Origin of the sequence: Staphylococcus sp. EG-SA-18 (assembly GCF_017151825.1) — a bacterium.
Lineage (GTDB): Bacteria > Bacillota > Bacilli > Staphylococcales > Staphylococcaceae > Staphylococcus > Staphylococcus aureus.
Window position 1 is genome coordinate 34379 of record NZ_JACYVY010000002.1, and the last position, 23860, is coordinate 58238.

The window sequence follows — 23860 nt, forward strand, 5'->3', positions numbered from 1 at the left end:
TTTTTAGTTAGTAAGTAATAGATAGGCATGACAATGCATAAATAACTGTGCTAGCACAATCCCATTATGCTAATCCCCAACCTTTTAAATACATGAATAACTATAGCAAATTTTTATTTTAATTACAAAATCTATTTATAAAAATTGCAAAATTAAAACAGTACACAAAACTTAATTAGTCATGTGCACTGTTTTATTGCGATTTTTAATTCAAAAATCAAATTTATTTAAAATATCCAGCTATAGATTTCACTTCTAAGAACTCTTCAATACCATAATCGCCCCATTCACGACCTAAACCAGATTGTTTATAGCCACCAAATGGTAAATCTGGCTTTCTACCTGCTTCGTTTATTTCTACTGTACCTGCTTCAATAGAACGAGCTACTTTATGCAATGTTTCTTTGTCCTTACCAATAACATATCCTGCCAAACCATATTTTGTATCATTTGCAATTTGAATCGCTTCATCTAAATCGTTATAAGTGATAACTGACATTACTGGCCCAAAAATTTCTTCTTGTGCTATCGTCATTTGATTATCCACATTAATAAAAATTGTCGGACGTGCAAAGTATCCTTTTTCAAGTCCTTCTGGTTTACCAGGACCACCATAAAATAATTCAGCACCTTCTTCAATACCTTTATTAATATAATTTTGTACTTGATCAAATTGTTTTTTACTAATGATAGGGCCTACTTGTGTACCATCTTCTCTTGGATTACCGACACGCACTTGGCTAAATTGTTCTTTTAATTCAGCTAAGAATGCATCTTTAATTTTTTTAGGCACTAAAACTCGTGTACCAGCTGTACATACTTGACCAGTATTATTAACAACTTTGCCTGTTGTTGCTTTAGCCGCTTCTTTAATATCTACGTCATCTAGGACGATGTATGGTGATTTGCCACCAAGCTCTAATGATACCTTTTTAAAATCTTTAGCAGCTTTTTCCATAATTTTAGAACCAGTAGGGCCTGATCCTGTAAATGACATCATGCGTACTTTAGGATGCTCAGATAAAGGATTCCCAACGCCAGCACCATCACCATTAACAAGGTTAAATACACCTTTAGGAACACCGACTTTATCAAAAATCTCAGCTAAAATAACAGCTGCAAATGGTGTTTCTTCAGATGGTTTAAGTACAACTGGACTACCAGCCGCAAATGCTGCTGCTAATTTTAATGATGTTTGGTTTGTAGGGAAGTTCCACGGTGTAATTAAGCCAGATACACCGATTGCTTCTTTAACAACTAAATCATCTCCGCGGCGTTCTTCAAATTCGTAGTTATCTAATGCGTCTCTCGCTGCAACAAAATGGTTTAGTCCCATTTGATAATGGACACGCTCAGATAATGATAAAGGAGCACCTAATTCATCCGTAATAGCTTGTACAATATCGTCTTTTCTGTTTTCATATTCTTTTACAATTTTATCTAATAACGCTTGTCTTTCTTTCACAGATGTATGACGGAACTCTAAATAAACATTGTCTGCCGCCTCGACAGCTTTATCAACATCAGCTTTATTGCCTTTAGCAACTTTCCCGATTACTTCTTCGGTTGCTGGATTTATAACTTCTATCGTTTCATTACTATTACTTTCTACCCATTCGCCATTAATGTATTGCTTTGTGTAGTCTCTCATTATTCTTTCACTCCTCAAGAATGATTTATATATTATTTATCCGTAATGCATACGATATAAACATTACATTCCATTATGATACGCTCCCTTTTAATATGTTCAAAATAAAATGCTTTAAAATTTTGCTGCATCTATTTTTTTATATTTTTAAATAAAAATAACTATTCCCACATCATCGCAAATAATGCGAAGACTTAGAAATAGTTATAATCAATGCTATGTTTAAACGTCATGTAATTATTTAGCAGTACGTTGATCTGTTAAATCGACATATGATTGCGCCCATGCTTCAATTGGATGTAAAGCCTCTGCTAACGCTTTACCTTTTTCAGTTAGCACATAAATAATTTGTACTGGACTCGTAGAAATGATTTGCTTCTCAACTAACTCCCATTGTGCAAGCTCTGACAACTTAAGACTTAAAGCACGTGGTGTTATTGTTTTCAAATCTCTTTTCATATCGGAAAAGTGTGCTGAACAGTCATTACATCTTGAGAGATAATTAATGATTAATCCATTCCAACTTCTACCAAGTATTTTAAAAGTTTCTTCGAGATACGGACATACTTCCATCATCTTCACCTCTCATCAATAAATTTAGAATGTAAACGAACACCCTTTTTTAATCAGTATAATTATTATACCACAAAACAAGATAAATCTATACAGTTTCCGTCCAAATATCTGCACCTAAAGCTTTTAAGTGTTCTACAATATCTGTATAACCTCTATAAATATGTTTTACATTGTAAATTGTAGTTACACCCTCAGCAATTAAACCAGCAATAATTAAACAAGCTCCTGCTCTTAAATCGCTAGCATAAACTTCAGCACCATGTAATGTTGATGGCTTTATCGTTGCTGTGCCTTCGTCAACTTCAATATTTGCACCCATGCGCTTTAATTCTTCAACATGTTTAAAACGCTCCGGATAAATCGTATCAGTTACAAATGAAGGACCATTTGCCATAAATAATAATGGTGTAATAGGCTGTTGCAAATCAGTAGCAAAACCTGGATATACTAGTGTTTTAATATCAACAAATTGATATGGCGCATTATTATTGATGCGAATTCTTTCGTCTCTTACATCAACATTCACACCTAATTCACTAAATTTAGCAGTTAATGTTTCTACATGTTTCGGAACAATATTATTTAATATAACATTTTCTCCACATGCTGCAGCGATACACATATATGTGCCTGCTTCAATTCTATCAGGTATAACTTGATACTCAGAACCATGTAATTCTTTGACGCCATTGATTTTAATTGTTGATGTACCCGCTCCCTTAATATTAGCTCCCATACTTGTTAAGAAGTTAGCAACATCAACTACTTCCGGTTCTTTAGCAGCATTTTCAATTACAGTTTGTCCTGTTGCATAAACTGCAGCTAGCATAATGTTAATTGTTGCACCTACGCTAACCATATCTAGAAAAATATGTGCACCTTTTAACTCTTTAGCTTCGATTTTCATTGATGTCGTACTTGATTCATCAATTTCAGCACCTAAAGCTTTAAATCCTTTAATATGTTGATCAATTGGACGTGGCCCAAGTGGACATCCTCCCGGTAAACCAATCACACATTTTTTAAATCTACCTAACATGGCACCCATCATATAGTATGAAGCACGTAATGATTCAACTTTATTATTTGGTAATGCAGCATTTTGTATTTCAGTTGTATCAACTTCTAATTCCATACCATTTAGTGATGCCTTAATATTTAAATCTTCTAATAAACTCACTAAAGTTTTAACATCAGAGATTTGCGGTAACCCTTCTAATTTCACATGTCCTTGAGCTAATAATGTTGCAGGAATGATAGCTACAGCACTGTTTTTCGCGCCACTGATATTAACTTCCCCATTTAGTGTGCGTCCACCTCTTATTTTTATTACCTCTTGAGCCATATCATTTATCTCCTTTGTCCATTACTTTTTAATTTTTTGCATTATTAGCATTATAAATTAATTTTACTTTATTTGTAAAATAGTTTATTTTAATCGTTAAAATCTTGTCTTTCTATTTTCGATTGATTAATAACAAATCATTCACCTTTACTAATATATGCTGTTCTTCCCCACTTGACCATGGTCTAAAGTCTGATTATTCAACTAAATATTGACGTTGTTTTGACAATTATTTAGTTTTAATTCTACGGTTTTCACGTAAACTTTTTTCATAAATTGCTCATTTTCCTTATAATTATATCACAATCAATTTTGATATATTTTACCATTTTTACGCTTTCATTTTAAAATCAAACTGTTTTATTTATTACTTATACAACATAAAAAAGAAGCAAACACCATTTTGTCTGCTTCTTTTAAAATTAATATCCCTACGTTATTAATAACTTAAAGACTAAATATTAATTATTTAGCGCGGTTTGAAGTACCGAACTCTTTAATTTTACCTTTAACTGTTTCTTTGATAGCTTCACGTGCAGGTCCTAAGTATTTACGAGGATCGTAAACTTCTTTGTCGTTATTTAAAACGTCACGAACTGCTTTTGCTGAAGCGATTTGGTTTTCAGTGTTTACGTTAATTTTAGCTGTACCAAATGGAATTGCTTTTTGGATATCTTTAGTTGGGATACCAGTACCACCGTGTAATACTAATGGTAAACCAGTTGATAAACCGATTTCTTCCATTTCTTTGAATCCTAATTTTGGTTCACCTTTGTATGGACCATGAACTGAACCTAATGCTGGCGCTAATGCATCGATACCAGTTTTTTCAACTAGTTCTTGACATTCTTTAGGATCAGCATAAATGATGCCGTCTGCTACAACATCATCTTCTTGTCCACCAACAGTACCTAATTCAGCTTCTACAGAAACACCTTTTTCATGAGCGTATTCAACAACTTTTTTAGTTGTTGCTACGTTTTCTTCGAATGGGCTGTGTGAAGCATCGATCATTACTGATGTGAAACCAGCATCGATAGCTTCTTTACATTTTTCAAAGCTTGAACCATGGTCTAAATGGATTGCTACAGGAATAGTGATGTTTAAGTCATGCATTAACCCTTCAACCATTTTAACAATTGTGTAGAAACCGCTCATGTAACGAGCAGCACCTTCAGAAACACCTAAAATTACAGGTGCGTTTTCTTCTTGTGACGCTTCTAAAATTGCTTGAGTGAATTCTAGGTTATTAATATTGTATTGACCTACCGCATAACCATTTTCTTTTGCATCAATTAACATTTCTTTCATTGAAACTAAAGGCATGAAAGTTCCTCCTTGAGTGCTTACGCACGTATTTTTCAAAGTAATTATATCAAAAAAATAGCGTCAATGCATTGAAATACTGCAGATTAAATGTGTATTTTTTGAAAAATGCGATAGTTATACTAAATGCAAACGTATACATTTTTATACAATTTAAGCCGTTGCATAATATGTAGTCATTAATTACAATATTTTATAAGTAGATTGGAGGATAAAGATGTCAAAAATCTTAAACACACAACTAATAGGTATCTTTAATAGGCTAGAAAAACAATCTTTAGAAATTCAAATGGCCGCCCAATGTTTAATTCAAGCAATTGGTGGCGAAGGTTATGTTTATGTAAAAGGTTATGATGATTTACAGTTTTTCGAAAGTTTCATTCTACATAGTGATGAGCGTTTAAAATCTAGCCGAAAACTTGACGCTATTAAAGACTTTAAAGAAATTGACTCAACTGATCGTGTATTATTATTCGCACCATTTTATAATGATCAAGTTGCATTAGATATTCAAAAACTTATCGACTTAGATATCGATGTGGTCTTAATAAGCAACAAACCTAAAACAGATGATTTCCCTGATCATCTCGTACATTTTATCGATTTATCTACACCAAGACCTATAGTCTACACTGAAGATTACGATAAGATTGTCCAACCACATGCGATGGCATTGAATTATGTATACTATGACATTTATACACAAATGATTGAAATGACAAGAGACTTAGAATTATAAAAGTCACTATTGTTATTTCATACCTTGTCACTAACATAATATTAAAATTATATGAAAAACCGGTACTTTCAATGTTTAACAATGAAAGTACCGGTTTTATTAGCAAATTTATTTATTTTGTTGATATTTTAACGAAGCTTCAATAAATGATTTAAAAATCGGGTGCGGACGATTTGGTCTAGATAAGAATTCTGGGTGGAATTGACAAGCAATAAAGAAATCATTTGTCGGAATCTCTACCATTTCTACTAAACGTCCATCTGGACTTGTACCAGAAATTACCATACCATTTGCTTCTAATTGTTCTCTATAGTCATTATTAAATTCATAACGATGACGATGTCTTTCTTCAATTTCCGCTTTACCATAAACATCTTGTGCCAATGTGCCTTCTTTAATTGAACATGGATATAAGCCTAAGCGTAATGTACCACCTAAATCTTCGATATCTTTTTGTTCTGGTAATAAATCTATAATTGGGTATGGTGTTGCTGGGTCTAATTCAGCTGAATGTGCGCCTTCAAGGCCTAATACGTTTCTTGAAAATTCAACTGTTGCAAGTTGCATTCCTAAACAAATACCAAAGAATGGTACATTGTTTTCTCTAGCATACTTAATTGCACTAATTTTACCTTCACTTGCACGGAAACCAAATCCACCTGGTACTAAAATACCGTCGACATCTGCAAGGTATTCGGCTGCATTTTCATCTGTTACTTCACTTGAATCAATCCATCTAATGTCAATATCTTTGGCAAAAGGATATCCAGCATGTTTCAATGATTCAACAACTGATAAATATGCATCTTGTAAGCTAACATATTTACCTACTAAACCAATTGTAATTTTACCATCTAAATTATTAACGATATCTAACAACTGTTTCCATTCATCAAGCTGTGTTTCATATTTCGCGTTTAATTGTAAACGTTTAATAACGATATCATCCATATTTTGTTGGCTTAATTGTAATGGAATTTCGTATAAAGAGTCTGCATCACGACATTCAATAACACTTTCTTTATTAATGTCACAGAATAATGCAATTTTATCTTTTAAATCTTGTGTCATTTCATATTCAGTTCTTACAACGATTAAGTCTGGTTGAATACCTAAGCCTCGTAATTCTTTAACACTATGTTGTGTTGGCTTCGTTTTCATTTCTCCAGCAGCTTTAATATAAGGCAGTAATGTACAGTGAACATACATAACATTTTCTCTACCTAAATCGCTACGAATTTGACGAATCGCTTCAATAAACGGTAATGACTCAATATCACCTGTTGTACCGCCAATTTCAGTGATAACAACGTCTGCATTCGTACTTTCCCCTGCAAGTAATAAACGTTCTTTAATTTCATTTGTAATATGCGGAATAACTTGAACTGTTCCACCTAAGTAATCACCACGACGTTCTTTTTTCAATACGTGTGAATACACTTTACCGGCTGTCACATTTGAAAACTTGTTTAAATTAATATCGATAAATCTTTCGTAATGTCCTAAGTCTAGGTCAGTTTCTGCACCATCATCCGTTACGAATACTTCACCATGTTGATAAGGACTCATTGTACCTGGGTCAACATTTAAGTATGGATCGAATTTTTGAATTGTTACATTTAGACCTCTATCTTTTAATAATCTACCTAGAGAAGATGCTGTAATACCCTTCCCTAATGATGAAACTACGCCACCTGTTACAAAAATAAATTTTGTCATGTCTTGACCTCCTAATTATTAAAGGGAATGCTTCCTCATCAATTGTAAAAATTACGTAAAACATAACATTAAAGCAAGCTCATTCAAGTTGTTTATTTGTCGAATTCGACAAAATTAAATTCTGTTTACTTACCGTTTCCATACTGCTATGTCACTATGTATATCATTTACAACTTTGATTTTTGCGTTATCATTTCTTGATTTACTCAATTAAATAAAAAAACGCTCCCTCTCACAAATTCTGTAAGGGGAGCGTATAAATTTTATACACGTGTCCTATTTAAAGGAGCCCGAATAAAATTTTATCATCTTTCAACTAAAAGTCAAACAAAAAATTAATCGTTGAAGTCTTCTTCGTCTTCAAACACTTCTTCGTCTTCGTCTAGTTCATCTTCATCTTCTTCAATGACTATATCCGAATGATTGATTTCTTCTTCAACCTGCTCATCTTCTGGATCATTTAGTTCTTCTTGATCATCTGTTTGAGCTGGAATATCATCGTCGTCATCCATTTCATCTTCGCCCAATAATTTTAAGTTTTGATCTTCTTCATCATCTGCATCCAGAATATCGAATTTTTGAATAGTTGGTGCGATTTTCTCTTCAATATCATCTACCGAATACCAATCACGTAATCCCCATAAATTTTCTCCAACATTTAAAAAACGACCATCTGTGTTTAAATCCGTGTAAAATTGTACAACACGATTTTCAATTTCTTCGTACTCATAATCACCTAACGCTCTAAATTCATCGATGATATCATATAAGTTCATTGTTTCGCCTTTATCATTCAATAATGTATAAGCCATATCAATAAATGATTTTTCATCAACCATTTGTTTTGTATAATCTTGAATTTTCATTGCCCAATACTTCCTTTCGAAGGATATAATCTAAATTTATACGTCTGAATTCATTTATATATAGTAACAAAACTAAATTATAAATGACAATATCATATTTCGCAATCACTGTTAGTAATTTAAATATTTTTCAAAAACGACATAATCATCAGTTTGTTCGATTTCAACGAAATTACTATTTAGACATAATGGTTTAAAATCATTATTCTCTCCAAACAGAATCATCGTAATCACATTAAGGTTGTCATAGTTTTTTCTTAAGTAAGTTGGCAATTGTCGCAGCGCACTTGAACCAATACCATTAAAGCGATATGATTTATCCACTTCAATAGCAGCAATGTTCATGCGTTCACCAATCTGCTCCAATGCGATAAAGCCAACCTTTTGGCCATCAATCATTAAATTAATGATATGTACATTGGTCACTTCTGAACGACTTTCTTCTTCAAGCTTTAATGACGAAACATGTTTTGAATCTAAGTCCAAGTAATATAGTCGTTCTTTGCCAATTGGTCCTTCTTCTTTAGTCGCTGTATGCATGAATCCAGCACGTTCGTAAAGGTTCCAAGCATTGTCATTTTCCGCATCTACTACTAGATATAGATGATTAAAATCAGGAAATACACCTTGAACATATTGCGGCAATGACATCATTATTTTCGTGCCATATCCAAAACCTTGATATTTTTCATTAATCGATAATGAACGAATATAAACGACATTTTCAGGTGTATCATAACCTTCATGCTGATAGTAACGATGTAATACAAAAAAGCCCACCACTTCATTTTTATCGTTTATTGCTACGTTAGCAATCCTATCAGCATCATTAATTGCATCATCAATAACTTCTTTAGGTAAAGATGAATATATTTGTTGTCTTTCATTCAAGTCAAAATCATTAATTGCTGAACGATATTGTTCATCAAATGCTTTTAAAGTGATACCTTCAAAACAAAGTTCTTTAGCCATATATTTAACCCCTATCTTTTTATATATGAAGCATGAATCCCCATATTATTTTACCTATTATTTCACTACGATACCATTATTTGCTCTAAGTTAAATAAATTACTTATTTATATTTTTTGAATTTTAAAATTAATGTGCTACTCCTCATTACTTATCATTTTAATCAGAGACTTACAAATACACTGCGTACGAACTACTTTTAATATTGCGTCACTAACTAACAATCCTATACAACTTCAAAATTCCTAGAAAATAATATATATAACTTAACGTCTACGTTTGTAATACATTAATTGCGATACGCTTACAATGTTGAAATACAATGGCATCAAATTTGTTAATAATTACTATTATTACTTGTTTTTTAGTCATTTTACTATACTATTATTTAAGGATAGACATTAATAATGAGGTGGGAATCTTATGAAAGTTGGCATTGACGCTGGCGGTACACTAATTAAAATCGTTCAAGAGCAAGATAACCAACGTACTTTTAAAACTGAATTAACTAAAAATATTGATCAAGTTGTGGAATGGTTAAACCAACAGCAAATTGAAAAATTATGCTTAACTGGAGGTAATGCAGGTGTCATTGCTGAAAACATCAACATTCCTGCACAAATTTTTGTAGAGTTTGATGCTGCATCTCAAGGACTAGGTATTTTGTTAAAAGAGCAAGGCCATGACTTAGCAGATTATATTTTTGCAAATGTTGGTACCGGTACGTCACTACATTATTTCGACGGCCAATCACAACGTCGTGTAGGCGGTATCGGTACAGGTGGAGGCATGATTCAAGGACTCGGTTATTTACTAAGTCAAATCACTGATTATAAACAGTTAACTGACATGGCACAACACGGTGATCGTAACACTATCGATTTAAAGGTTAGACATATTTATAAAGATACCGAACCACCCATTCCCGGTGATTTAACAGCAGCTAATTTTGGTCATGTACTACATCATTTAGATGCTGATTTTACACCTAGCAATAAATTAGCAGCCGTTATTGGTGTCGTTGGCGAAGTTGTTACGACAATGGCCATTACTGTTGCACGTGAATTTAAAACTGAAAATATCGTTTATATCGGTTCTTCATTTCATAATAACGCTTTATTACGCAAAGTTGTGGAAGATTATACTGTGTTACGCGGTTGCAAACCGTACTATGTTGAAAACGGCGCATTTTCAGGTGCTATTGGTGCATTATATTTAGAAAAATAGAAAAAGACCATTTATATGCGCGTTGTTTTAAATAAACGCTATATAAATGGCCTTTTATTTTATGGTCTAAGTGTTTTGAATACGTATTGTTCCATTTATTATCACTTAATTACTTACAACTCAATTCAATTAAAATGTAAGTTCATTAGACAATTTTTGCGCTGAAACAATTGTACCAACCACGCCAGTTTTTAAATCTATCGCAACGGCTTTATGATCATCTCTAAGTTCATCTAGCCATTCTCCGAAAACAGAACCTTCAATCGTAATTAAATCACACTCTTCAAAATCTTCATCTCGAACTTTTAACGCTCTGTTTTTAATACTCCATACAGGCATAATATGCGGCTTTTTTTCGTCGCTATCATTTTCACTAATGAGAATAAACTGCTTACTACCTTTTTTAGTTAAGCCGTATACTTCATCATATTTCGCTACATCTTGGACAAATTCTTTGATTCTAATTTTATCTAATTCCGTCATCACTTCTTGTGTAACAGCTACAACGTTTAGTAGATGCCCTTCTTCTTCCATTGTTTGATTCATAATAATATGGTCTTGTTCATCAAACAATTCATCTAATTCATAAGTAGCAAAACGATCAACGTCCATTTTTACAACTTTATCAAATGGAATATCACGACTTGTTAAAAATGATACGGCCACACTTTCTTCTGTCCAAACGCCTACATACGCTTCACTTTTATAATTTAGGCGTACTAGTTTTTTATTTTTAGAGGCGAAATAAATACATTCATTTATTAATATATCTCTAAAGAATGGATATGCTTTATAAGACATGCTTGACCCTCACTTTTTAAAATATGTCATACATAAAATAGTAAATGACTCCAACAAGTTAGTCAATTAGACATATTATGAATTCAATTTAATGTCATGTTTTTCATTTTAAAAATTCAATAGCATTAAATTTTACGTATACACAAATTCGGTCTATAACACGAAACATATCTAGTTACTAAAAATTTCAAAACGATAACCTTTAGTATACCTTTATCAACAAAATGGCAACTCTTATAACATAGTGAAATAAAAGTCGCCATTTAATATTAGTATTACAAAGTATTGCCATATCATAAATTTAATTACTGTTGACTAGAATCGAAAAAAGCTTGTTACAAACGCATATTCAGTCAACTACTGGCAACACAACATTGTAGCGCCTTATGTTCCGAACTCTAATAGTGTTCAAGTTCAGCTAAAAATGCGCGTTCATTCTCCAGTACTGTTTCTTTTGAATCACCATGCCAAATACAGCCAAACCTTGATTTAACTTTATCTTCACCGTACCAATCACCATCATAATAAGATAACGGGTATAAACTACCTTCTTTGACATATTTCAAAATCGTATTGAAGAAATGTGTGTTATCACCTTTTGAATGATAACTATAAAACTTTTGATATCCTGAATTCAACTCGTTAGCAAGTAATAACATGCTCGTTGAACCATTTTGTCTAAAGTTTAAATCAATCGCATAAACGTTATCATCCTCATCGACGAGTAGGTCAAAACCAGCTACACCAAAGAATCCTTGATTCACACCGTTTTCCATAATTTGTCTACCTGCTTCTATAACGTGCTCTGGTACATTAGTAGTATTTTCATTTCCGTTATAAAATCCGTACTTATCCGTTAATTGCGTTGCCGCACCAAGATATTGAATGCCTAGCGATTCCGAGTATGCAAACTGAACGCAATAATTCGCTTTTTCTTCAATCTTCTGTTCGATAATAAGCGAATTCGTTTCAGCAGTTGCCTCTTTAATACGCGTTATCGCTTTTTGTAAATCTGCATCATGATAACAAATCATAACGCCATAGCCACCTGCTGTCGGAAGATCATCTCCCGGCTTAATTACTAACGGGAATTCCCAATTCTTAATCTCGTTTTCGAATTGCTCAATTTTTACAACTTTTCTTTTTGGTAAAAACTTCCCATTTGTCCATTCAGGTATTCTTGCTTTATTATTTAAAGCAACAAATAACGTTTTATCTAATGCATAATATTGCTGATTCAAGATTGTTTCATCATGAATATATTGAAAATAAATCTTTTTATTTTCCTTATGTGCCAATTGTTTGATCAAGTTTTCGTAAGATTGCTGATTGTTAAATGTATAAATTGAGTTCGGTACTTCCTTACCAATAACTTGAAATAGCTGATGCAATTTGTCTGTCGCACTAGCTTCGTGAACAATAACAGGTAATTGATTTGCTATTAATAACTCCCTACCAGTTAAAAAATTAGATTGATGTTCGTCCGGTTTCAACCATGGATTCGATATATACGAAGGTCTTGACGTATAGACAACATCTTTGTCATATAAATCACTTAACGTTAAGTTCGGCTCATTACCATTATTTGTCATTACTTCCCATTCCCTTTCAAATGCGCATGCTCTTCAATAATGTCTTGATAAACGTCTTGATTTGTAATTAACTCTAACCCCATCAACGCCATTATTTTAGCGCCTTTAATTAATGCTTCATCACCATGTACACTCGCAGCCGCTTCTCTAAATCTATGCGTATGTCCTACTAAATTACGTGATCCTATTTTAATATGAGGATGTATTGTTGGCACAACATGACTTACGTTCCCTGTATCCGTAGAGCCATAACCAAAATCATCATCAATAACTGCTTCACCAACTTCTTCAGCATATTTAGCAAATAAATCATCTAATTTCGGCGTTTTAATGAATTCATTCACACCGTTTTGAATTCGACCAAATTCATAATCACAACCAGTCTGTATCGCAGCTCCACGTGCGATTTGATTTACTTTTTCTGTTAATATATCCAATTCTTTACGCGTCATTGCTCTAGTATAAAAACGAGCATGTGTATAGTCTGGAATAATATTAGCTGCTTTCCCGCCATCTAAAATCACACCATGCACACGTTGATCTTTTTTAATATGTTGTCGTAGTTGTGCTACACCATTAAAATAACTAATCATAGCGTCTAATGCATTTAACGCTTCATCTGCATTTTCAGAGGCATGAGCACTTTTTCCGTAAAATTTAACATCTAAAACATCCACTGCCAAAGTATCAATCGTTTTATAAGTTTCATTTCCCGGATGAATCATTAAGGCAATGTCTATTTGATCAATCACACCAGCCTTGACATAAGAAGCTTTAGCGCTACCATTTTCCCCACCTTCTTCAGCTGGACATCCAAGAACGACTACTTTACCACCAATTTGGTCAATCACTTGCTTCAAACCAATTGCACCAAGCACACTTGCAGTTCCAATGATATTATGACCACAAGCATGACCCAACCCTGGCAAAGCATCGTATTCTGCTAAAAAACCTATAGCTGGCCCGTCAAGACCTGAATCATATGTCGCTATAAACCCAGTTGCATGCCCAGCAATCTCGGTTTCAATTTCAAAATCATGCTCTTTCAAACGATCTATTAAAGTTCGAGACGCAAATATTTCTTCATTACCAAGTTCAGGACGTTCATGAATTCTATGACTGATTTCGATATAACTATATTTATTTGTTTCTATATAATCGAGAATTTGTTGTTTTTCACTCATTTTTTACTATCTCCCTTTTACCCTACACTCATTTTAATCATCCACAATATTTTGTTCTTTCAAAATGAATTATTACTTATTCTATCGGTTTTATCTCATGATGTCATCTAGTTTTTCTTTATTTACAAAATTTTCTAATAACTAAAAGCCTTTCATAAATTTATAAAACAGTTTCAAATTGTAAAACATAAGCCCTATTGTTACAATTTAAGTATTGTTAGAAACACAACTTACAACAAACTTAAGTTTTATAATGCAACAAATCATAAGCGTTTTATAGTTTTGAGTAGTTAATAGGAGGAAATTCAAAATGACAAAAATGAATGTTGAAAGTTTCAATTTAGATCATACTAAAGTGGTTGCCCCATTTATTAGATTAGCGGGAACGATGGAAGGATTAAACGGAGATGTCATTCACAAATACGACATTCGTTTCAAACAACCAAACAAAGAACATATGGATATGCCCGGACTACATTCATTAGAACATTTAATGGCTGAAAATATTAGAAATCATAGTGACAAAGTTGTTGATTTAAGTCCTATGGGTTGCCAAACTGGTTTCTATGTATCATTTATTAATCATGATAATTATGATGATGTATTAAATATTGTTGAAGCAACTTTAAATGATGTGCTAAATGCTACTGAAGTGCCTGCTTGTAATGAAGTACAATGTGGCTGGGCAGCAAGTCATTCATTAGAAGGTGCTAAAACTATCGCTCAAGCATTTCTAGACAAACGAAACGAATGGCATGATGTTTTCGGTACAGGAAAATAAATCTTAGTCAATCAAGTTAATCAGAAAAGCAGTCGAACAATGATGTTACAATCGCCATTGTCCAACTGCTTTTTATTATGCTTCAAAGTCAAAAAATCGAACAAATGAAAAAGTAAAATCTTTAACATTTGTCCGATTTATTTGAGAACCACTATAATTTCTTAATTAGTCCCATTAACACGAACTGCATAGGTAACCTTAAATATAGTTGCCATGTTGGCAATTGTTTATCTCCTAAAGGTAACTTTTTAACTGCCATATAGATATTAGCTGGGAATACAGCTAGCAAGAATAGATTGATTGTATTTTTCAAGCATTGAGATGGTCTTTTAATTAAAAGTGCAAGTCCAAATAATATCTCAAAGATTCCTGTAACAAGAACCGCTGTTTTTCGAAGTGGGAAACATTTCGGTATGATATTTCTAAATTGTCGTTCTCGTGTAAAATGCAATACACCTATTACACTAAAACCTATTCCTAATAAATATCTTAGTATGTTCAATCAGCTTCAACTCCTATTCTATAATGATTTTATGAATTAATGTAGGCGATACAACATGATCAGCAATTGTTATGCTTGAATCTAATTTTTTAACAACATCGTCTACATCTTGGCGATTACTGTGAATCGTTAATAATGATTCTCCTTCTTCTACTTTATCACCAATTTTTTTATTTAAAACAATACCAACCGCTAAATCAATATCATCCTCTTTTGTTAAACGTCCCGCTCCTAACATCATCGAAGCGACACCTATATCGTTAGAGACTAATTCAGTCACATAACCTGATTTTTTAGCTTTATATTCAATTTGATATTGAGCTTGTGGCAAACGCTCTGGATGGTCAATAACAGTTTCGTCGCCACCTTGGTTTTTAATAAATGTTTTGAATTTTTCTAATGCTGCACCTGAATTAATTGCCTCAATTAGCAACGCTCTCGCTTCTTCAAGCGTTTCAGCTTTGTTTGCAAGTACAACCATTTGAGAACCTAATGTTAATACAAGTTCTGTTAAATCTTTCGGACCTTGTCCTTTCAACGTATCAATTGCTTCTTGTAACTCAAGCGCATTGCCAATCGCACGTCCAAGTGGCTGATTCATATCAGAAATAATCGCCATCGTATTACGTCCCACATTATTACCAATACGTACCATTGCGTGCGCTAATGCTTCAGCATCTTCTAATGTTTTCATAAATGCACCGCTACCAGTTTTTACATCTAATACAATTGCATCTGCACCAGCAGCAATCTTTTTACTCATAATTGAAGAGGCAATTAATGGTATTGAATTGACAGTACCAGTAACATCCCTTAAGGCATATAATTTTTTGTCTGCAGGAGTTAAATTTCCTGATTGTCCTACAACTGCCACTTTATTTTCATTAACCAATTTCACAAATGTTGCTTCATCTATTTCAACATGAAAACCATCAATTGCTTCTAATTTATCAATCGTACCACCTGTATGACCTAATCCACGCCCACTCATTTTTGCAACAGGAACATCTACAGCTGCTACTAATGGTGCTAAAACCAATGTAGTTGTATCTCCTACACCACCTGTTGAGTGCTTATCTACTTTGACACCTTTAATATCACTCAAATCTATCATATCACCAGAATTAACCATAGCCATCGTTAATGCTGCACGCTCATCATCATTCATATCTTGGAAATAAATCGCCATTGCTAAACTTGATGCTTGGTAATCAGGAATATCCCCTTTAACATAGCCGTCAATAAAGAAATTAATTTCTTCCGTTGTTAGTGTATGACCGTCACGCTTTTTCTCAATAATGTCTATCATTCTCATTTTTATCATCCTTTTCTTAAAAAGCTTAGGACAAAGCATCTGCGCTTTCTCTAGTCCATTTTTAAAAGCACAAGCGAAAATTATTATAGCAAGCTATCGATTTCATTTTTAATATCACAATTTCAATGCGATGTTATTATTCTTAAATAGATTGGTTATAACGTTAAAGTCCCTATTAAATTAACTTAGAATCATCATGGCATTTATGATGTCTTAAAGCTGATATCGACATACTTATATATATGGTTACGATGTCCCATGCTTACATATTTTTTTATAAAATTAGTAATCTGAATCTGCTTCTAAACCTTGCATAATTTGAACGCCTGCGCTCGCACCAATACGTGTCGCACCTGCTTCAACCATTTTATTGAAATCTTCTAAATTACGTACGCCACCTGATGCTTTTACTTCTACATCAGCACCTACTGTATCTTTCATTAATTTAACGTCTTCTGCAGTCGCACCGCCACCTGCAAAACCTGTTGAAGTTTTAACGAAGTCCGCACCAGCCGCTTTTGTTAATTCACTCGCTTTTACGATTTCGTCATGGTCCAACAATACCGTCTCAATAATCACTTTTACTGTGTGACCTTTCGCAGCTTTAACCACTGCTTCAATGTCTTGTTGTACATCATCAAAACGTCCATCTTTTAATGCGCCGATGTTGATGACCATGTCAATTTCATCTGCACCATTTTGAATCGCATCTTCTGTTTCAAATGCTTTCGTCGCAGTTGTCGATGCACCTAATGGGAATCCTATTACCGTACAAACTAACACCTCTGAATCAGCTAGTCGTTCTGCTGCATATTTAACATGCGTTGGATTCACACATACAGATTTAAAATGGTATGCTTTCGCTTCATCGATGATTTGATCGATTTGCGTACGTGTTGACTCAGGCTTCAATAAAGTGTGATCAATCAATTTTGCACTATGCATTTTCTATCTCCTCCTTTATGGTTGATTATAAAAATACGGTTGTAAATTAGTTGATTGAGCGTCAGGTTCATTTAAATATCAGGTTAGATGTTCGCTTTTTATGTAACCGCATACATATACTATTACATTAATTCATTTCCCATAAACAAACAATACAATTGAACGTGATATCTTCATTATGAACGATGACTTGACAACAAGCTAATCAGGATTATATTTTTATAATTCTTTAATTCTATAGTACAAAAATTCGCAAAAAAGGGAAACAAATGTTATCTTAAAATTATTAATGAATATTAAGGAGAAGATAACAAATGACAAAAGGTACACCACATATTCAACCAAATGGAGTAAAAATTGCTAAAACAGTATTAATGCCTGGCGATCCGCTACGCGCAAAATATATTGCTGATAATTTTTTAGAAAATGTTGAACAATTTAACGATGTACGTAACATGTTTGGTTACACTGGTACATATAAAGGTAAAGAAGTTTCTGTAATGGGTTCTGGTATGGGTATTCCAAGTATTGGTATTTACTCATATGAGTTATACAACTTCTTTGATGTAGATACAATCATTCGTATCGGTTCTTGTGGCGCATTACAAGAAAATGTTAACTTATACGATGTTATTATTGCACAAGCTGCATCAACTAATTCAAATTATGTAGATCAATACAATATTCCAGGTCATTTCGCGCCTATCGCTGACTTCGAGTTAGTAACTAAAGCTAAAAATGTCGCTGACCAAATCGGTGCTACTACACACGTAGGTAACGTATTATCTTCTGATACATTTTACAATGCCGATCCAACATTCAATGATGCTTGGAAAAAAATGGGTATTTTAGGTATCGAAATGGAATCAGCTGGTTTATATTTAAATGCGATTCATGCTGGTAAAAAAGCACTTGGTATTTTCACAGTAAGTGATCATATTTTACGTGACGAAGCTACTACACCTGAAGAACGTCAAAATTCATTTACACAAATGATGGAAATCGCTTTAGAAATCGCAGAGTAACTTATTTAAATTGACTTTAATTGCTCTTTAACAATGCGATTAAACTCAAAAAGCCAACACATTCTGGGCGTATCCCCATTTATGTGTTGGCTTTTATTTATATTATTACTTATCTGTAGATTAGCTTAAGTAAGATTTAAACATCCAATTATGTTTATCTACTGATGTTTGCATACCTATAAACATATCTTCTGATACATCATCGCCAGCATTACCAGCAATTTCGATTGCGTTTTCTAATTGTTTTGAGATATTTGTGAAGTCTTGTGATAATTCTTCAACCATTTGTTCTGCAGAGTAACCTTTCGCAGCTTCTTTAACAATTGATTGCTCTAAGCATTCAGTTAATGTACCTACAGGGTTTCCTCCTACCGCTAAAATTCTTTCAGCTAATTCGTCTACATATTGGCTTGCTTCATTATATAATTCTTCAAATTTAACGTGTAATGAGAAGAAGTTAGGTCCTTTCACATACCAGTGGAAATTATGTAGCTTTGTGTAAGCTACTGTCCAGTTTGCTACTTGTTGATTCAATTCTTTTACAACATCTTGTTGATTACTCATATTTAATACACTCCTTAAAATTGTCTACGTCTTGCTTGTTTATATTAATTATTATATTATAATGATTCTAATCTGTAAAGTGTTTTTACTCTCTTTTTTATAATTATTCTAATCTAACCGTAAAGTGTTCCGCTATTTAAATGCCTAAATTTTAATTCATCATCTAATATATCCATTATCAATTAGCAAGTATGTTTTATCAATCAGTAAGTTTTACTTTCGCATTATCATCTAAAAAGAACGATTTTTCATAATCATTTGGTTGGTGCCATGTTGTTTTCCACATTCTATTTCTATTATTAGCAAACATTCGATAACCGAAATTACGGACTGGTTTAGGTACAAGCCATAAACCTACGCCCAATAATTTAGTTCGATTAGGTAGTGCTGTGATTAGTTTAATAATCGCCTGCGATTCAAAATATATACAATCACCTTTCTGTAAAATCACACTATTTTTATTTGCCGCTTCTGGATGTTGTTTAAAAAATTGTTGGCCAACTTCACCTTTTAACGTGGCAAATTGATAATTTCTTGGTAGGTCATGTTGAATTAACCAAATGACATAGTTATAACAATATATACAGTTTCCATCATAATATACGATTGGCATAATTTATTCGCTCCTTTAATAGTACTTATAGTCATTTTTCCTAATTTAAAAACATTTAAACAAGGTTGTCACTTGATAAGTCCTCGCGACACGAAATTGCCATAAAATTTATTTTTCAGTTTTATATTTATTGTATAATGTATTTTTTATTTACTTTAAATTTCTCAATCTACAGTGTAATCTTATTTCTTATTATTAACTTAGCGTTTGGTCATTCGTCTTATTCAACATACCACTGGAAAACTCATATAAAGTTTTAATTCTGTAACATAAATTCTTTTATATTCATATACTGTCTTTATTATTTATTAAAATAAAAACGAGTAATCTATCATAAGCTCTTAATTAGCTCTTATGGTTGATTACCCGTCATTTTTTCTTTATGCGGTTATTCAAATATGCAATTATGCAATTTTTAATCCTATCCTTACTTCTTTTCAAAAACTACCATATATCATTAGTCATGTTTGACTTTGACTATACGTGTGTATTTTAAAAACTGCTCTGAATATTTCTCCTTAATTTCCTCTAAACTGTCATATGTAATACCTACAATATGCCAATTAGGATTGAAATAATAGAAAGAATCTTTTTGTCGTGACCATTTAATCATATTACCGTCTTTATTATAACGTGGTAATGTTACTTCATAGCCTTCTAACACATTAATATACGTTTGGAAAATGTCTGTATCTATACGATTAAAATTATCAATAACTAAATAACTTTTATCCTTTTTAGGCATTAATTGAGTAATAAACCCTTCACGATAGTATAATGCCCCTGTTTCATTTGGTAAATACTTGCCATAAAGCATATCTTCTGAAAAATCAGGATGACCTGTTGTTATAACAGGATTTGCATTCGCTTTTTGCAATAAGTCATTAGCCGCTTTTAAGCCTTCTTCTTTTCGATCTACAACAAGTAAAATAAATGGCTTTAACGCTTCTTCTTTTTCACTTTCAAGCATATCTGGTTTTTGAACCATTTCAAATGGAGATTTCAATCCATTATTATCGCTCATTTCAATAATTGCATCATACTGTGCTTGTGACATACTTGCAATAGCCTGTTTTGCATTTTCTTGAAGGAAATATAAGTTTTTCAATTTAGGATGCTTATTTAATGTACTTAATGTAATCGGTGTAATGTCTTTCTCATAAGACACTTCAATCACTGTACTATTTGTTCTACCAGGAATTGGTGGTTTTTCATGAATATGCTTTGATACTTCTCCAATTCCAACGACAGATTGATTTTTCGTTCGATTATAAAAAATAATATTGTCGCCTTCTTCTAACTGAGTATAAAAATGATAACCATTACGTTTAATACCGTTGTACGTGTGCGTATAAATCGTATATTGGTTTCCAGGTTCAAATTCTTCAGTTTCAGCTAAAAAGAAATAACGCGGTATCTTAATTTCGCCTTTACCAAGACCACTTATTAAATCAAACTCTTCTGCAGTGATTTGATTGAACAATGTCTCTTTCATATTACTCATACGAAATTCCAAAGCTTCACTACGCTTTAAATAATCTGCTGTTAATGGTTTCAATTGTTCATTAAAACGAAACTGTACACGTATTTTATTTTGTGCACCTGTTTCAACACTAATAATTTCACCACATCCAAGTAGTCCAGTATCCGTCTGAACTTGATAAAAGATGACTTGATCTCCTACTTTAGCCTTTTTAAACGCTCTAAATCCTTGAGATGGGTTAAAATGTGCGCCTGATTCAAATAAAGCTGTTTGTCCTACTAACGGTTCATTATGATTCCAACGGTTATATCCACAATTCAACCAAAAATAATTCGTTTCTGCTGTCATCTTAATACTCCTTAACCTGAATAAATTTTAGAAACACTATGAATTACATTCTTTTAGTGTTTCTTATGCAGTTGGACGCGTATGCGAACAACTGTATACCCTTTGTTCACTGCGATTTTAATCGCATTTCCTATAACATTGTAGCGCCCAGGACATTAATTTACGTCCCAGACCCTTATCGTTTTCACTTCTAAGTAAGTCGAACTATTTTGCTTTACAACAAGTGCGACTCTAAATACAGTTGGACACACATACGAGCAACTGTATACCTTTTAATCAGTTTTCTATATTTTATTTATTATATCTGTCTTAATGATAAAAATTGTTACAAACAGTTTAACATATTTAGCTACCTATTTTGCATATAAAAAACATGCTTGCATACACTATGCAATAAAAATTACAAATTTATATATGATACCACTAAGCTTGCTTATCTCTATAGCGCCATTGATACACATTTTTAAATATCTATACTGCCGTTAGAATTTTATCATGTCTTAATTTTCATTAAATATTAATTACTTCATTTTATATAAACCAACAAAAACCCCCTCACTACTATGCAAGTGAGAGGTTATGTTGATGTGCTTTATTTTCATCAATGTCATTAACACGATCATATTTCTTCTGTTAATGCACTGTACTTTATTCAAACGCGCTATCGACAATTAATTTGAAGCTACAAAGGTACCGCATAATGGCAGCACATTAATTAACAATGCGCTAAACTTTAATGAGGCGCTGATTTGCTTGTCTTTAAAAGTCAACATAGCACTGATAATTCCTAAAATAGCTACTATACGTGGAATTGTCATGCTCGGATACTGCGGTATATGTAAGAAAGCACCAAGACCTGCTATCACACCACATACTAACGCAATATATAGAAATTGCTTCAAATCATTCACTCCTAAATTGTTATTACACTATTACACATAGCTAATCATCAATGTGAAATCGCCTTCAAAGACACTATCCAAATCTTCAGAAGTCAAAATAAAGTTTGTACCAGTAGTCAGTTTGAAAATTTCACCATCGACAATCATTTGTCCTTCACCTTCCAACACTGTAACTAAACAGAACTCTCTAGGCTTCATATAATTTAACGTGCCAGAAATTTCCCATTTAACCAATGTAAAGAAATCATTCGATACAATGTGTGTACACTTATGGTTTTCAATAATTTCACTTTCAGGCAAAATATTAGGTAATGGTGCATTGTACTGAATAACGTCTAAAGCTTTTTCAATATTTAACGGTCTATCATTATATTGATTATCTTGACGATTGAAATCATAAAGTCTATATGTAATGTCTGACGATTGCATCGTTTCGTATGCTAATATTCCTGAAGAAATAGTATGTACTGTTCCTGCTGGAATAAAATAGAATTCTCCAGGTTTTACTTTAATATATCTAAGTATCGACTCTATCGTTCCGTGTTGAACATGATTCGCAACTTCTTCTCTAGACTCTGCTAAAGTCCCTATAACTATTTCTGCATCTTCTTCTGCATCTATAATATACCAACATTCAGATTTGCCATATTGCCCGTTTTCATGCTCATAAGCATAAGAATTATCAGGGTGCACATGAATAGAAAGTGATTCTCTTGCATCCACTATTTTAGTTAGAAGCGGAAAATCTTTGCTTGGGAAATCACCAAACAATTCACGATGTTCTGACCAAATACGGTCTAATGTTTGACCTTGATATGGTCCATTAATAATCTCGCTCGTACCATTTGGATGTGCTGACACACACCAACATTCCCCAGTTGTATCATTGTCTAATTGATATCCAAACTCACTTAGACGTTGACCGCCCCATAATTTTGTTTTTAAAATTGGTTGTAAAAATAATGGCATTGTTGCACCTCCATTGTGATTAAGTAAGCAATAGAACTCTGATGTTGTTGTTCCATTATATTTTGATTTTGTTCTCATTTACATCGTATTATAAACTTCCACATTTCAAATTAACTATTAGTGATTGTACCATATTTACTAACATTGCAGTACTGCCAATTAAAGCGCTTCACTTAAATTTACAGTACTTTAACATTTTTAAAAATTAATAGCATAGAGATTATCTCTCTCTTACATTTGTACACATTTCCCTTTAAATTTACTCGCCCATTATACCAATTAATAAACAACTTTAATAGTTGTGCCATACATTGTTCAAATTCTTTGTAAAATGCATAGACAATACGTACTTATTCATACTTATAATTCATCATTTTCAAAAAAATAACGAGTTACGAAAACGTAACCCGCTTCA

General features: G+C 32.9%; 22 protein-coding genes. 4 read left to right on the plus strand and 18 right to left on the minus strand.

The window, feature by feature from the left end; all coding sequences use genetic code 11:
* Positions 1-223 precede the first annotated feature (223 nt).
* The 4 genes from IDG66_RS00615 to fdaB all read right to left on the minus strand — a co-directional run bounded on the left by IDG66_RS00615 (position 224) and on the right by fdaB (position 4898).
* Positions 224-1651, minus strand: coding sequence for an aldehyde dehydrogenase family protein (locus IDG66_RS00615; protein WP_001206105.1), 1428 nt, complete (start codon positions 1649-1651; stop codon positions 224-226).
* 237 nt (positions 1652-1888) lie between these two features.
* Complete coding sequence (locus IDG66_RS00620; RefSeq protein WP_000451438.1) at positions 1889-2224, minus strand: winged helix-turn-helix transcriptional regulator; 336 nt, start codon at positions 2222-2224, stop codon at positions 1889-1891.
* Positions 2225-2312: 88 nt separating this feature from the next.
* On the minus strand, positions 2313-3572 hold the full coding sequence (locus IDG66_RS00625; protein ID WP_000046597.1) for a UDP-N-acetylglucosamine 1-carboxyvinyltransferase: 1260 nt from the start codon (positions 3570-3572) through the stop codon (positions 2313-2315).
* A gap of 465 nt (positions 3573-4037) precedes the next feature.
* Positions 4038-4898 (minus strand): class IIb fructose-bisphosphate aldolase FdaB, encoded by an 861-nt coding sequence (gene fdaB / locus IDG66_RS00630; protein WP_001131841.1) that lies wholly within the window; start codon positions 4896-4898, stop codon positions 4038-4040.
* 217 nt (positions 4899-5115) lie between these two features.
* On the opposite strand from fdaB, the gene IDG66_RS00635 reads away from it, so the two are divergent.
* Positions 5116-5637: a DUF2529 domain-containing protein gene (locus IDG66_RS00635; protein WP_000036005.1), complete on the plus strand. Its 522-nt coding sequence runs from the start codon at positions 5116-5118 to the stop codon at positions 5635-5637.
* Positions 5638-5745: 108 nt separating this feature from the next.
* On the opposite strand, the gene IDG66_RS00640 is transcribed toward IDG66_RS00635, so the two are convergent.
* The 3 genes from IDG66_RS00640 to IDG66_RS00650 form a co-directional block, all read right to left on the minus strand.
* A complete protein-coding gene (locus IDG66_RS00640) occupies positions 5746-7356 on the minus strand; it encodes a CTP synthase (RefSeq protein WP_000159960.1) in 1611 nt (536 codons plus the stop codon).
* 335 nt (positions 7357-7691) lie between these two features.
* Entirely contained in the window at positions 7692-8222 is a 531-nt protein-coding gene (rpoE, locus tag IDG66_RS00645; RefSeq protein WP_000701483.1) for a DNA-directed RNA polymerase subunit delta, read from the minus strand.
* A gap of 111 nt (positions 8223-8333) precedes the next feature.
* The gene (locus IDG66_RS00650; protein WP_001040736.1) at positions 8334-9194 is read right to left on the minus strand and encodes a GNAT family N-acetyltransferase; all 861 of its coding nucleotides are present in this window, start codon (positions 9192-9194) and stop codon (positions 8334-8336) included.
* Positions 9195-9617: 423 nt separating this feature from the next.
* On the opposite strand from IDG66_RS00650, the gene coaW reads away from it, so the two are divergent.
* On the plus strand, positions 9618-10421 hold the full coding sequence (coaW, locus tag IDG66_RS00655) for a type II pantothenate kinase (RefSeq protein WP_000862727.1): 804 nt from the start codon (positions 9618-9620) through the stop codon (positions 10419-10421).
* 129 nt (positions 10422-10550) lie between these two features.
* Here the strand turns inward: coaW and IDG66_RS00660 are convergent, their stop codons facing one another.
* From IDG66_RS00660 to IDG66_RS00670, 3 genes are all read right to left on the minus strand, one after another.
* Complete coding sequence (locus IDG66_RS00660; RefSeq protein ID WP_000120549.1) at positions 10551-11222, minus strand: DUF2750 domain-containing protein; 672 nt, start codon at positions 11220-11222, stop codon at positions 10551-10553.
* Positions 11223-11620: 398 nt separating this feature from the next.
* Positions 11621-12814 carry an L-aspartate--L-methionine ligase LdmS gene (ldmS, locus tag IDG66_RS00665; protein WP_000183726.1) on the minus strand — a complete coding sequence of 398 codons (1194 nt, stop codon included), beginning with the start codon at positions 12812-12814 and terminating at the stop codon, positions 11621-11623.
* Positions 12814-13998, minus strand: a complete 1185-nt coding sequence (locus tag IDG66_RS00670) for a M20 family metallopeptidase (protein WP_001291500.1) — start codon at positions 13996-13998, stop codon at positions 12814-12816. The genes ldmS and IDG66_RS00670 overlap by 1 nt, the downstream gene beginning before the upstream one ends.
* A 310-nt stretch (positions 13999-14308) precedes the next feature.
* Between IDG66_RS00670 and IDG66_RS00675 the strand changes: the two genes are divergently transcribed.
* Positions 14309-14779, plus strand: coding sequence for an S-ribosylhomocysteine lyase (locus tag IDG66_RS00675; RefSeq protein WP_000164421.1), 471 nt, complete (start codon positions 14309-14311; stop codon positions 14777-14779).
* A 151-nt stretch (positions 14780-14930) separates the two neighbouring features.
* Here IDG66_RS00675 and IDG66_RS00680 read toward each other — a convergent pair whose 3' ends face one another.
* From IDG66_RS00680 to deoC, 3 genes are all read right to left on the minus strand, one after another.
* Positions 14931-15281 carry a DoxX family protein gene (locus IDG66_RS00680; protein ID WP_001024030.1) on the minus strand — a complete coding sequence of 117 codons (351 nt, stop codon included), beginning with the start codon at positions 15279-15281 and terminating at the stop codon, positions 14931-14933.
* Between the two features lie 13 nt (positions 15282-15294).
* A complete protein-coding gene (locus IDG66_RS00685; protein WP_001242310.1) occupies positions 15295-16596 on the minus strand; it encodes a pyrimidine-nucleoside phosphorylase in 1302 nt (433 codons plus the stop codon).
* Positions 16597-16878: 282 nt separating this feature from the next.
* A complete protein-coding gene (deoC, locus tag IDG66_RS00690) occupies positions 16879-17541 on the minus strand; it encodes a deoxyribose-phosphate aldolase (RefSeq protein ID WP_000555148.1) in 663 nt (220 codons plus the stop codon).
* Between the two features lie 314 nt (positions 17542-17855).
* Between deoC and deoD the strand changes: the two genes are divergently transcribed.
* On the plus strand, positions 17856-18566 hold the full coding sequence (gene deoD, locus IDG66_RS00695) for a purine-nucleoside phosphorylase (RefSeq protein WP_000160304.1): 711 nt from the start codon (positions 17856-17858) through the stop codon (positions 18564-18566).
* A 120-nt stretch (positions 18567-18686) separates the two neighbouring features.
* Here deoD and IDG66_RS00700 read toward each other — a convergent pair whose 3' ends face one another.
* The 5 genes from IDG66_RS00700 to IDG66_RS00720 form a co-directional block, all read right to left on the minus strand.
* Positions 18687-19130 (minus strand): Dps family protein, encoded by a 444-nt coding sequence (locus IDG66_RS00700; RefSeq protein ID WP_000070866.1) that lies wholly within the window; start codon positions 19128-19130, stop codon positions 18687-18689.
* 199 nt (positions 19131-19329) lie between these two features.
* The gene (locus IDG66_RS00705) at positions 19330-19743 is read right to left on the minus strand and encodes a thiol-disulfide oxidoreductase DCC family protein (RefSeq protein WP_001123300.1); all 414 of its coding nucleotides are present in this window, start codon (positions 19741-19743) and stop codon (positions 19330-19332) included.
* Between the two features lie 457 nt (positions 19744-20200).
* The gene (locus IDG66_RS00710) at positions 20201-21574 is read right to left on the minus strand and encodes an EVE domain-containing protein (protein WP_000123402.1); all 1374 of its coding nucleotides are present in this window, start codon (positions 21572-21574) and stop codon (positions 20201-20203) included.
* A 671-nt stretch (positions 21575-22245) separates the two neighbouring features.
* Positions 22246-22476: a hypothetical protein gene (locus IDG66_RS00715; protein WP_000808817.1), complete on the minus strand. Its 231-nt coding sequence runs from the start codon at positions 22474-22476 to the stop codon at positions 22246-22248.
* A gap of 30 nt (positions 22477-22506) precedes the next feature.
* Complete coding sequence (locus IDG66_RS00720) at positions 22507-23445, minus strand: type I phosphomannose isomerase catalytic subunit (protein ID WP_001127960.1); 939 nt, start codon at positions 23443-23445, stop codon at positions 22507-22509.
* Between the last annotated feature and the right edge of the window lie 415 nt (positions 23446-23860).

Coding starts and splice junctions, on each gene's coding strand:
- IDG66_RS00615 (WP_001206105.1), bottom strand. CDS start 1,651: ATGAGAGACTACACAAAGCAATACATTAATGGCGAATGGGTAGAAAGT.
- IDG66_RS00620 (WP_000451438.1), bottom strand. CDS start 2,224: ATGGAAGTATGTCCGTATCTCGAAGAAACTTTTAAAATACTTGGTAGA.
- IDG66_RS00625 (WP_000046597.1), bottom strand. CDS start 3,572: ATGGCTCAAGAGGTAATAAAAATAAGAGGTGGACGCACACTAAATGGG.
- fdaB (WP_001131841.1), bottom strand. CDS start 4,898: ATGCCTTTAGTTTCAATGAAAGAAATGTTAATTGATGCAAAAGAAAAT.
- IDG66_RS00635 (WP_000036005.1), top strand. CDS start 5,116: ATGTCAAAAATCTTAAACACACAACTAATAGGTATCTTTAATAGGCTA.
- IDG66_RS00640 (WP_000159960.1), bottom strand. CDS start 7,356: ATGACAAAATTTATTTTTGTAACAGGTGGCGTAGTTTCATCATTAGGG.
- rpoE (WP_000701483.1), bottom strand. CDS start 8,222: ATGAAAATTCAAGATTATACAAAACAAATGGTTGATGAAAAATCATTT.
- IDG66_RS00650 (WP_001040736.1), bottom strand. CDS start 9,194: ATGGCTAAAGAACTTTGTTTTGAAGGTATCACTTTAAAAGCATTTGAT.
- coaW (WP_000862727.1), top strand. CDS start 9,618: ATGAAAGTTGGCATTGACGCTGGCGGTACACTAATTAAAATCGTTCAA.
- IDG66_RS00660 (WP_000120549.1), bottom strand. CDS start 11,222: ATGTCTTATAAAGCATATCCATTCTTTAGAGATATATTAATAAATGAA.
- ldmS (WP_000183726.1), bottom strand. CDS start 12,814: ATGACAAATAATGGTAATGAGCCGAACTTAACGTTAAGTGATTTATAT.
- IDG66_RS00670 (WP_001291500.1), bottom strand. CDS start 13,998: ATGAGTGAAAAACAACAAATTCTCGATTATATAGAAACAAATAAATAT.
- IDG66_RS00675 (WP_000164421.1), top strand. CDS start 14,309: ATGACAAAAATGAATGTTGAAAGTTTCAATTTAGATCATACTAAAGTG.
- IDG66_RS00685 (WP_001242310.1), bottom strand. CDS start 16,596: ATGAGAATGATAGACATTATTGAGAAAAAGCGTGACGGTCATACACTA.
- deoC (WP_000555148.1), bottom strand. CDS start 17,541: ATGCATAGTGCAAAATTGATTGATCACACTTTATTGAAGCCTGAGTCA.
- deoD (WP_000160304.1), top strand. CDS start 17,856: ATGACAAAAGGTACACCACATATTCAACCAAATGGAGTAAAAATTGCT.
- IDG66_RS00700 (WP_000070866.1), bottom strand. CDS start 19,130: ATGAGTAATCAACAAGATGTTGTAAAAGAATTGAATCAACAAGTAGCA.
- IDG66_RS00705 (WP_001123300.1), bottom strand. CDS start 19,743: ATGCCAATCGTATATTATGATGGAAACTGTATATATTGTTATAACTAT.
- IDG66_RS00710 (WP_000123402.1), bottom strand. CDS start 21,574: ATGACAGCAGAAACGAATTATTTTTGGTTGAATTGTGGATATAACCGT.
- IDG66_RS00720 (WP_001127960.1), bottom strand. CDS start 23,445: ATGCCATTATTTTTACAACCAATTTTAAAAACAAAATTATGGGGCGGT.